Below are 10,130 nucleotides of genomic sequence, written 5' to 3'. Positions count from 1 at the left end.
AGCGCCCAGGTGCACAGCTGCACCAGCACGTCCGCCGCCCGCTGCGCCCGCGTACGCCGGTCCGGCACACCCCGCTCGCCGTCGGCGGCGTCGTCGCCACTTTCGTCGCCGTCGTCGCCGTCGTCGCCGTCGTCGCCGTCGTCCCCGTCGTCGTCGAGGTCGTCATCGGACGAGCACCGATCAAGCTCTGGGCCGGGTGGTTCGCTCTGCAGCGTCCTCTCCGCAATGGAGGTGGTTCCGCCGACGCGCACATCACCCGCGTCACCCGGGTCACCCGCGTCGTCCGCGTCGCCCACGCCGTCCCCGTCGCCTCCGCTCGTGCCATCGGCAGTGTCGGGGCGGCGGGCGGCGGCCTCCAGCAGCACCACCACCGGCGCGGCGGACACCGGATCGAGCCGGAACCCGCCCTCCACGCTGCCGTCACCCCGCCGGCGCCACCACACCCGCCGCTGCTCGTACAGCTCCGCAGCCAGCTCCTCCGCCCGCCGCGCCGCCACCCGCTCACCCTCGGACAGGCCAGCACCCTGCGCCTGCTCGACGTCGGCAGGGTCGTCGCTGGGGTCGTCGCTGTCCGGGCGGCGCCCCGCCAACGCCTCCGCCAGACGCCGCCCGGCCCGACCGACCTGGCGCACCGTCAGATCCCGCGCGCAGTCCGCCAACAGCACCTCCGCGCGCACCCGCTCCACCGGCGACGCGTCGTGCGGCAACGCGCGCACCGCCCGCAGCACCGCCTGCGCCCGCGACCGGTCCACCCGCCCCAGGGCCAGCTGCGCCCCCACCACCGCACCCTCCGGCGGCAGCGCGCCATCCTGCGCGGTCGCCACCTCCACCCGCGCGTCCTCGACGTCCTCGGAGCCCTCGGAGCCCTCGAGGCACGCTGCGTCGTCGACCTGCACCGGCGCGGCGCCGAACCCCGGCGCCAGCGCCGCCGCGTCCGCCACGAACCCCCGCGCCTCCGCCGGCTCCCACCGCGCCACCCCGGCCAACCACCGCGCCGTCGAGCCCGCACCCACCGCCGCGTGCAACCCCCGCACGTCCGCCTCACGCACCACCGCCAGCAGCACCGCGTCCAACCGCGCCCGCAACCCCAGCACCGCCGCCGCCACCTGCGACAGCTCCCCCGTCGGCACCTGCCACACCGCACCACCCGCTCCCGCACCCGCACCCGCAGCACCCGGGTCCTCCGCGGCGACCGCGCGCGGGTCCGACGTCACCAACGACACCGACCCCAGCACCGCCGCGACCTCGCTCAGCGCAGCCGCCACCGGCGACCCCACCACCTGCTCCACCCCCGCTGCCACGACTCGAACCTACGTTCGAGCACCGACAGCTTCACGACTGGGAGAGCGCTGTCCAGCACGGCCTACCCCACGACCACCCGTACGGCCCAACCGAGGACGACGAGCACCGGAACCGACACCGGGCGGCACTGCCGAGGCCAGCCCCGTCCCGCCGTACGGGTGCCACCCACCGCCGGCCGCACCCGAGCCCCCACCGCCCCTGCGACGCTGACCCCGTGCGCCCGAGCCGTCGTCCCGCATGAGCCGCGACCGCCGGCCGCGCGCCCCTCACTCGCGCGCGTTCCCCCTCCTGCACGAGCACGACCCGCTGCTGCGCGCCCACTGCGACGCGCCCCTGCGCACCTTCCTCCTCGTCCGCGGGCCGGGCCTCCCCAGCGCGCCCGCCCGCGGCCCCGCCCCCCGCGAGCCGCTCGCGCCCGCCGCGGTCCTGGTGCGCGGGGCGACGGGCACGGCGGTGGCGGCCGGCCTGGCGCTCGTCGGGGCGGACCACCCCGGCGCGCTGGACCGGGCGATCGGCGCGGCGCTCGCCTGGGCGGCGGAGACGGGCTTCGAGGTCCTCGACCTGTTCGGCGACCGGGACGAGGTGGCGGCCGAGCTCGCCGCCGAGGAGCTCCTCAAGGGCCTCGACCTCCTCCCCGACGACTGGGCGGGCGACGGGACCTGGCCGACGCCGCCGGCGCAGGTCGCGCTGCGGTCCCTGCGCGCGTGGGCGCGCTTCCCCGCCGCTGCGGTCCCGCGCCCCGCCGTCGTCATCGGCGGGGTCGAGCACGGGCTCGACGGCGACCACCTCGTCGACGACGTCGTCCACGCCCTGCGCCGCGGCGAGGCGGACCCGTCGGTGCCGGGCGGGCGTGCGGCGCTGCTGCACGCGCTGCCCGACGGCGCGGTCCTGGAGCGCGTCCTCGTCGACGTGCTCACCGACCGTGGCCCGCGGTCGCTGCCGGGGACGCGCGTCGGCGTCCCGTGGCTGCGCGAGCCCGCCCTCGTCCTCGACGAGGCCGCCGCGCCGCTCGCCTGGCGCAGCGACGCCCTGACCCTCGCCACCGACCCGCGCGGCGCGCCGGTCCCGGCCGTCGAGGGGGTCGACGGCGACCCGCTGCGGCTGCGGGTCCCGTTCTGAGCGACGAGGGGGACGTCACCGACCACCCGTACGCGCGCGTCCACGAGAGCCCGAGCGCCGTCACGTACCGGCCCGTCGCCCTCCACCGCACCGGTCCGGACCTCATGGCGTACGGCGAGTCCCTGCGCCACGTCGACCTCGTCCTCGACCGCCCGCTCGGCGGCCGGGTCCTCCTCGACCCGCACGGCCGCGCCCTGCCCGTCCTGCCCGCCGGCGACCCGCTCCTGCAGCCTCCGGCGCCGGAGCCCCGCCGCCGGACGGCACCGCAGGCCGGCTGGCCGCGGCAGGGGGGTGCGAGCTCCGGCAGCGGCTGGTGAGCTGCGCCCGCCGCCGCGGCCTAGCGTGGCCCCCGTGGACCGACCGAGCCTCGCCGTCACCGGCGCTACCGGCCGCCTCGGCGGCCGGGTGGCGCAGCGCCTCGCCGCGCGGGGCGTCCCCCTGCGCCTGCTCGTCCGCGACGTCGAGCGCGCCCCGCGGCTGCCCGGCGCCGTGGCGGCCAGGGCCCCGTACGGCGGGCCGGAGGCCGCCCGCGGCGCGCTGCAGGGCGTGCGGACCCTGCTCATGGTGTCGGCGTCCGAGTCGGCCGACCGGCTCGCCCAGCACCGCGCGTTCGTCGACGCGGCGCGGGAGGCCGGCGTGGAGCACGTCGTCTACGTGTCCTTCCAGGGCGCCGGCCCCGACGCGACCTTCACCCTCGCCCGCGACCACGGCGCCACCGAGGAGCACCTGCGCGCGTCGGGGATGCGCTGGACGTTCCTGCGCGACAGCCTCTACGCGGACGTCCTGCCGGCCTTCGTCGGCGAGGACAACGCTCTCCGTGGGCCGGCCGCGGACGGGCGCGTCGCCGCGGTGGCCGTCGACGACGTCGCCGACGCCGCGACCGCGGTGCTGCGGGCACCGGCTGCGCACGAGGGCGCGACGTACACCCTGACCGGCCCGGAGGCGCTCACCCTGCACGAGGTGGCCGCGACCATCGGCGCCGCGACCGGCCGCCCGGCGGCCTACGTGCCCGAGACCGTCGAGGAGGCGTACGCGTCGCGCGCGGCGTACGGCGCGCCGCGCTGGCAGGTCGACGCCTGGGTGTCGACGTACACGGCGATCGCCGCCGGCGAGATGGCCACCACCACCGACGACGTCGGGCGGCTCAGCGGGCACCCCGCGACGCCGTTCGCCGAGCTGCTGCGGCGCGGCGGCGCGTACTGAGCCTGCTCAGGGCCGCGCCGTCCGCAGCCGGTCGACGAGCACGGCCCGGGCGGCCCGCCCCTCGGGCGTCGGCAGCAGCGGGTAGACGTGCAGCTGCCCCACCCCGTCGTGCAGCTCCACCGCGACGCCGGCGGCCCGCGCCCGGGCGACGAGCAGCTCGATGTCCGGCCGGGTGATGTCGCGCGTGCCGCTGAAGACCGTGAGGGGGCCCAGGCCGGCGGGGTCCCCGCAGAGCGGGCTCACGCGCGGGTCGTCCAGCGGCAGCCCGCCGCGCCAGTGCTCGATGAGCACCCGCGTCCCCTCGCGCCCCAGCCACGGGTCGCTCGGCTGCACCGCGTCGATGCCGGGGTTCGTCAGCGACAGGTCCAGCGCCGGGGCCACGAGCACCGTGCGCGGCAGCACGACCCCGTGGCGGTCGCGCAGGACGAGCGCGCTGGACAGCGCTACCTGGCCCCCGGCCGAGTCGCCCGCCAGGCACGCGCCGCCGTGCGCGTCGACCGCCCGCAGCACGAGGTCGACGACCGCGCCCACCACCTGCTCCGCCGTGCCGAACGGCACCAGCGGGTAGACCGGCACGAGCACCGTCGTCCCCGCCTCCGCCGCCACCTGGGCGCAGAGGCGCCAGTGCTGCGGGGCGATCTCCTCGACCCAGGCGCCGCCGTGCACGTACACCACGGCCCCGCGGGCAGCGCCCGACCGCGGCGCCAGCGCGTAGACGGGGACGCCGGCCGCGTGGTCCACCGACACCGCCACGTCGCGGCGCAGGAGCCGGGGCGGGCCGTACGGGCGGGGCCGCAGCGCCCGCTCGCGCACGTGCCGGCGGGCGGCCCCGGCGTCCACGAACCAGCGGTTGGCGCGGCTCGCGCGCAGGAGCGCCTCGACGGCGAGGCTCGACAGGCTCGGCACGCACGCTCCCCGGGTCCGGCGGCACGTCGGCCCCAGTCCTACCGTGCGAGCAGCTCGCGCAGCGCGGCGGCCACCTCCGCGGGCGCGGTCTCGGCCATGAAGTGGCCGCTGCGCGTCGTCCCGTGCACGAGGTCCGGCGCCCAGGCCCGCCACACCGCGGCGGCGTCGTACCCGAGGACGGCGCCCCAGTCCTGCTGCACCACGGCCACGGGCATCCGCAGCACGTCGCCCGCCGCCCGCGAGGCCAGGTCGTGCTCGAGGTCCACGCCGGCCGACGCCCGGTAGTCGGCGACGATGGACGGCACCCGCGCGGCGCAGGCGGCGAGGTACGCCGCGCGCACGTCCGGGGGCACCGCCGCGGGGTCCGCGCCCCAGGCGTCGAGGAAGTGGGCGAAGAACGCGTCCCCCGCGCCCTGCACCATCCGCTCCGGCAGCCCCGCCGGCTGGGCCATGAGGTAGAGGTGCCAGGCGACCGCGGCGGACGCGCCGTGCAGCACCTCCCACATGTCGACCGTGGGGACGACGTCGAGGCAGGCCAGGTGCGTGACGGCGTCCGGGTGGTCGAGCCCCGCGCGGAAGGCGACCAGCGCGCCCCGGTCGTGCCCGGCGAGGGCGAACCGCTCGTGCCCGAGCGCCCGGGCCAGGGCCACGACGTCCGCCGCCATGGTGCGCTTGGAGTACGCCTCCCCGTCGTCCGGCGGCGCGTCGCTCCCGCCGTACCCGCGCAGGTCGGGGCAGACGACGGTGCGCTCGGCGGCGAGGTCGACGGCGACGTGCCGCCAGGCCAGCGAGGTCTGGGGGAAGCCGTGCAGCAGCACGAGCGGGGGCCCGCTGCCGAGGACGGCGGCCTGCAGGGCCACGCCGTCGGCGACGGGGACGCGCTCGTACCGCGCGCCGGGGATGGTGGGTGCCACGGGGTCCTCCCGGTGGTGGGGTCGGGGACGTGCACCAGGCTGGGGCGGCGGATGAGCAGCGGATGAGCGGACGGCGGGAGGGCACGTGGAGGTCGGGGTGCTCGGGCCGGTCGTGGCGGCCCGCGACGGCGCGCCGGTGCCCCTCGGCGGGCCGCGGCACCGCGAGGTCCTGGCGCGGCTCGTCGCGGCGCGCGGGCGCGTGGTCGGGGTGCGGCGCCTCGTCGACGACCTGTGGGACGAGCCCGCGGACGGCTCGGTCGCGGCGCTGCGCACCTTCGTCGCCGCGCTGCGGCGCGCGCTCGAGCCCGACCGCCCGCCGCGCGCACCCGCGCGGCTGCTCGTGACCGACGGTCCCGGGTACGCCCTGCGCCTCCCGCCGTCCGCCGTCGACGCGTGGCGGTTCGCCGACGAGGTCGCCGCCGCCCCGGACGACCCGCCCGCCGCGGCGGCGCCCCGCCTCGAGGGGGCGCTGGCGCTGTGGCGCGGGCCCGCGTACGCCGACGCGGCCGAGCGCCCCTGGGCCGCGCCGGAGCGCGCGCGGCTGACCGCCCTGCGCCTGGACGCCGTCGAGCGGCTCGGCGGGGCGCGCCTCGCGCTCGGCCTCGCCGCGCGCGCCGTCCCGGACCTGGAGGCGCACGCCGCGGCGCACCCCTGGCGCGAGGAGGGGTGGCGGCTGCTGGCCCTGGCGCTCTACCGCTCCGGGCGGCAGGGGGACGCCCTGTCCGCCGTGCGCCGCGCCCGCGCCGTGCTCGCCGACCAGCTCGGCGTCGACCCCGGGCCCGCGCTGCGCCGGCTCGAGGACGACCTGCTCGCCCACGCCCCGCACCTCGACGGGCCGGTCGCGGCGGACCAGGTGTGGGAGCGGGCCGCGGCGGCGTACGAGCGCGTGGTCGCCCCCGGCGCTCCCGCGCGGCTGGAGTCCACGGTCGGGCTGCTGCGCGGCCTGGCGGTGACCGGCGGCGCCGGGCTCGTGGCCGCCCGCGAGCACCGGGTCGAGGCCGTGCTGGCCGCCGAGGCGCTGGGCGACCCCGAGCTCGCCGCGCGGGTGGTGGGGGCGTACGACGTGCCCGCGGTGTGGACCCGGACCGACGACCCCGCCGGGGCGGCCCAGGTCGTGGCCGCCGCGGAGCGCCTGCTCGCCGCGCTGCCGGACAGCGCTTCCCCGGCCGTCCGGGCGCGCCTGCTGGCCACCGTCGCGGTCGAGTCGCGGGGCACCGCGTCGGCCCGCGGCCCGCAGGCCGCCGCCCAGGCTGAGGCGCTCGCGCGCGGCCTCGACGACCCCGCCCTGCTCGCCTTCGCGCTCGACGGCGTCTGGATGCAGTCCTGCACCCGGGCCGGCCTCGCACCGGTCCGCGACGCCGTCGGCGCCGAGGTCGTCGCCCTCGCGGCGCGGCACGGCCTCGTGTCGTACGAGGTCCTCGGGCACCTCGTGCGCCTGCAGGCGCGCAGCGCGCTCGGCGACCTCGACGGCGCCGGCGGGCACGCGGCCGCCGCCGCCCGGCTCGCGTCGGCGCACGGCCGGCCGCTCGTCGACGTCTTCCTCGCCTGGTGGGACGCGCTGCGCCGCTCGCTCGACCCGTCGGCGCCGGCGGGCGAGGTCGAGCGTGCGTACGCCGGTGCCGTCGCCCGGCTCGACGGGTCGGGCATGCCGGGCCTCGCGGCCGGGCTCCCCGCGCTGGCCCGGCTGGCCCTGGCGCTGCGCGAGGGGCGGCCCGCGCCGGCGGACGAGCGGGCGTGGGGGCCGTACGAGCCCTGGGCCCTGCCCCTCGTCCTCGCCGGCGCGGGGGACGGCGCCGCCGCCCGGCGGGCGCTCGAGCGCGTCCCGGACCCGCCCCCGGACCTGCTGCTCGAGGCCATGTGGTGCCTGGTCGCCCGCGCGTCCGCGGCCTGCGGCTCCCGTGCGGCGGCCCGCCGGGCCCGCGCGGCCCTCACCCCCGCCGCCGGCGAGCTCGCGGGCGCCGGCAGCGGGCTCGTGTCCCTCGGCACCGTGGCCGAGCACCTGGCGCTGCTGGACCGGGTGCTGCAGGACTGACCCGTCCGGGCGCTCCCGCCCGGAACGCCGGACACCTGCACGTACGCGCAGGTAGCGTCGCAGGGCCGGTCGGGGGTGTCGACGCTCCCCGCACAGCCCGGCACCCGAGGAGGAGTGCAGTGCCGCGTACGCGCGTCGCCTCGGCCCTGGCCGCGGTGCTGAGCACCGTCCCGGTGGCCCTGCCCCTGCCCGCCGCGGCCGCCCCGGGCGACCTGGGCGGTGTCGTCGTCGAGGTCCTGCGGCCCGCGCCGGTGGCGCTGACCGTGCCCGAGACGTCGCTGGCCCTGCGGGCGGGCGACGACGTCGAGCTGCGGACGCGCCTCGCCACGCCCGACGGCCGCGGCGTCGCCGGCGCGCGGGTCGTCGTCCTCGGCCGCCGCGGCGCCGCCGACCCCTGGCGGGCCCTGCGGACCCTGACGACCGACCGGCAGGGCCTCGCCCGCACGGCGCTGGGGCCCGAGCGGAGCGCGGAGTACTCCGTGCGGCACGACCCCACCGTGCGGCACGCCGCCGCGGTGAGCCCCGTCGTCCGCGTCACCGTCGCCCGCACGGTGCAGCGGGTGCTCGGCCTGCGCGTCGTCCCCGTCCTGGCCGAGCCCGGCGCCGACCCGGCGACGTGCTGCCCCCTCGCGGTGGACGGCGCGCCACGGCCGGCGCGGGGGCTCCCCCTGCACCTGCTGGGGACCGCGCAGGGCGTGGCCGACGGGACGCCGGTGACCGTCGAGGCCATGGCCCGCTGGGGCGAGTGGCAGACCGTCGCCACGCCCCGGGTCGTCGACGGCCGCTTCGACGTGCCGGCGGTCGAGGGTCCCTGCTGCGGGTACTCCACGGTCCTGCGCGCCGTGGTCGCGGCCGCCGGCGCAGCCCCCGCCCTGCGGAGCCCCGACACCTGGGTGACGCCCGCCGCGCCGCGCCTGTCCGCCACCCTCCCCCCGGCCGTCGCCCGCGGTCAGGTCCTGCGGGTCGAGGGCACCTGGGCCCCGGCGAGCGCGGGACGCGTGGTCCGGCTCCAGCAGCTCAGGGACCGGGTGTGGACGACGGCGGCCGAGGCGGTCACCACCGCCGACGGGCGCTTCTCCCTCGTGGCGCGCCCCCCGCAGCCGGGGACGCACGGCTACCGCGTGGCGGCCGTGGCGCAGGGACGCCTGCCGGTGCAGGCCACCCCGCCCTCCACCGTCGTCGTCCGGGACGCGCCGCTCCCCGCGGCCTGGGCCACCGCCCTCAGCGACCTCTCCCCGGCCACGGCCGGGCCGCGCCCGCTGCCCGGCGCGGTCCGCGTCGACGGCCGGGAGCACGCGCGCTCGCTGCGGCTGCCCGCCGCAGCGAGCCTCGACCTCCCCCTCGGGGCCGACGCCGCGACCTTCCACGCGACCGTCGCCGTGGCGGCACCCGGCCCCGCCGGCGCACCCGCCGAGCTGCGGGTGCGCGTCGACGGGCGCACCGTGCTCAGCCGCACGGTGCCCGACGGCACGGCGTTCCCGCTCGCCGTGGACGTGCGCGGTGCGCGGACCCTGAGCGTCGCCGCGGGCCCGACCGGGCACGGCGGCGACGGCGCCGGCCCCCTCGTCGTGCTCGGGTCCGCCGCCGTGACGAGCGCCGTCGAGCCGCCTCGCGGCGTCGTGCCCGGCATCCTCTACCTGGCGGACCGGGCACCCGTCGCGGTGACCGGCGGCGTCCGCGTCGCCGACGACCTGCTGCTGGCGGCGGGGACCGGCCCGGCAGGCAGCGCCGGCTGGACGCTCGACGGGGGACGGACCCGGCTCACGGCGAGCGCGCGCCTCGGCGGTGGCGGCGCCGGCACCGGCTCGGTGCGCGTCGTCGGGGACGGGCGGCTGCTCGCGACGTACGAGGGGGTGGGGGCGGTGGCCGTACCGCTGGACGTCGACGTCAGGGGGGTCCGCGACCTGCGGGTCGAGCTCGCGCTCGGCGAGGGAGCGGCCGGCGAGCTGCGCGTCTCGCACGCGGCGGTGCTGCCGTGAGGGCGCGCCGGGCGGTAGCGGCCCTCGCGGCCGCCCTCCTGCTGGTCGGCGCCGCACCGGCGGCGGCGGGCGACCCCCCGCCGGAGGGCGCCTGCACGCTCGGCCTCGACCTGCCGGAGAAGATCGTCCGGACGGGGCCCCGCCAGGCCGTCGTGGTGACCCTGCGCGACCCCTGCGGCGTCACGCACCGCTCGGAGTTCGTCGTGGAGGGCCCGGGGAGCGCGTCGTACGAGGTCCTCTTCGGCCCGCAGCCGGACGGCACGGGCCAGCGCTTCGTCGTGGACTCCTCGTGGCCGGCGGGGACCTACGTCTCGCGGCTCGTCGAGGCCCTCGGCCCCGTCGTGCTGCCCCTCGAGGACCGCGCCGTCGTGAAGTTCGGCTCACGGGCGTCGCTGACGGCGTCGCGCAGCGGGTCGCGCGTGCTGCTGCGGACGTGCCTCGCCGTCTACAGCGACCGCGCGTCCCGCTGGCTCTCGTGGACGTCGGCCCGCTCGACGCTGCAGCAGCAGCGGCGCGACGGCACCTGGGCGTACGTCGGCACGACGGCCAGCGACGCCCGCGGCTGCAGCACCAGGGCGGTGGAGAACCGCTACCAGGGCACGTACCGGGCGGTGTCGTGGGACACGTACCGGGTGTTCGGCCGCACCACCCCGAGCGCCCGGGCCTGACCGGTAC

Annotated in this window: 8 protein-coding genes and 1 pseudogene; 6 read left to right on the top strand and 3 right to left on the bottom strand. The window is 79.8% G+C overall.

Annotated elements, in window-relative coordinates; genetic code table 11:
• Positions 1-1,289: pseudogene (locus tag D5H78_RS14140) on the bottom strand (DUF222 domain-containing protein); the annotation flags it as partial.
• A gap of 250 nt (positions 1,290-1,539) precedes the next feature.
• On the opposite strand from D5H78_RS14140, the gene D5H78_RS14135 reads away from it, so the two are divergent.
• From D5H78_RS14135 to D5H78_RS14125, 3 genes are all read left to right on the top strand, one after another.
• Positions 1,540-2,421 carry a hypothetical protein gene (locus tag D5H78_RS14135; protein WP_119951106.1) on the top strand — a complete coding sequence of 294 codons (882 nt, stop codon included), beginning with the start codon at positions 1,540-1,542 and terminating at the stop codon, positions 2,419-2,421.
• A gap of 104 nt (positions 2,422-2,525) precedes the next feature.
• Positions 2,526-2,738, top strand: coding sequence for a hypothetical protein (locus D5H78_RS14130; RefSeq protein WP_119951105.1), 213 nt, complete (start codon positions 2,526-2,528; stop codon positions 2,736-2,738).
• 25 nt (positions 2,739-2,763) lie between these two features.
• Entirely contained in the window at positions 2,764-3,624 is an 861-nt protein-coding gene (locus D5H78_RS14125) for an SDR family oxidoreductase (protein WP_119951104.1), read from the top strand.
• A gap of 6 nt (positions 3,625-3,630) precedes the next feature.
• Here D5H78_RS14125 and D5H78_RS14120 read toward each other — a convergent pair whose 3' ends face one another.
• Together D5H78_RS14120 and D5H78_RS14115 are read right to left on the bottom strand one after the other, a co-directional pair.
• Positions 3,631-4,530 (bottom strand): alpha/beta hydrolase fold domain-containing protein, encoded by a 900-nt coding sequence (locus D5H78_RS14120; RefSeq protein WP_119951103.1) that lies wholly within the window; start codon positions 4,528-4,530, stop codon positions 3,631-3,633.
• A gap of 38 nt (positions 4,531-4,568) precedes the next feature.
• On the bottom strand, positions 4,569-5,444 hold the full coding sequence (locus D5H78_RS14115) for an alpha/beta fold hydrolase (RefSeq protein WP_119951102.1): 876 nt from the start codon (positions 5,442-5,444) through the stop codon (positions 4,569-4,571).
• 85 nt (positions 5,445-5,529) lie between these two features.
• On the opposite strand from D5H78_RS14115, the gene D5H78_RS14110 reads away from it, so the two are divergent.
• From D5H78_RS14110 to D5H78_RS14100, 3 genes are all read left to right on the top strand, one after another.
• Positions 5,530-7,476, top strand: a complete 1,947-nt coding sequence (locus D5H78_RS14110; protein WP_119951101.1) for an AfsR/SARP family transcriptional regulator — start codon at positions 5,530-5,532, stop codon at positions 7,474-7,476.
• A gap of 119 nt (positions 7,477-7,595) precedes the next feature.
• Positions 7,596-9,455, top strand: a complete 1,860-nt coding sequence (locus D5H78_RS14105; RefSeq protein ID WP_119951100.1) for an NPCBM/NEW2 domain-containing protein — start codon at positions 7,596-7,598, stop codon at positions 9,453-9,455.
• Complete coding sequence (locus D5H78_RS14100; RefSeq protein WP_119951099.1) at positions 9,452-10,123, top strand: hypothetical protein; 672 nt, start codon at positions 9,452-9,454, stop codon at positions 10,121-10,123. The genes D5H78_RS14105 and D5H78_RS14100 overlap by 4 nt, the downstream gene beginning before the upstream one ends.
• Positions 10,124-10,130 lie beyond the last annotated feature (7 nt).

This window comes from Vallicoccus soli (genome assembly GCF_003594885.1).
In the GTDB taxonomy this organism is placed as follows: domain Bacteria; phylum Actinomycetota; class Actinomycetes; order Motilibacterales; family Motilibacteraceae; genus Vallicoccus; species Vallicoccus soli.
Note: the sequence above shows the minus strand (reverse complement) of the source record. Positions and strands in the feature narration are given on the sequence as shown.

Coding starts and splice junctions, on each gene's coding strand:
- D5H78_RS14135 (WP_119951106.1), top strand. CDS start 1,540: ATGAGCCGCGACCGCCGGCCGCGCGCCCCTCACTCGCGCGCGTTCCCC.
- D5H78_RS14130 (WP_119951105.1), top strand. CDS start 2,526: ATGGCGTACGGCGAGTCCCTGCGCCACGTCGACCTCGTCCTCGACCGC.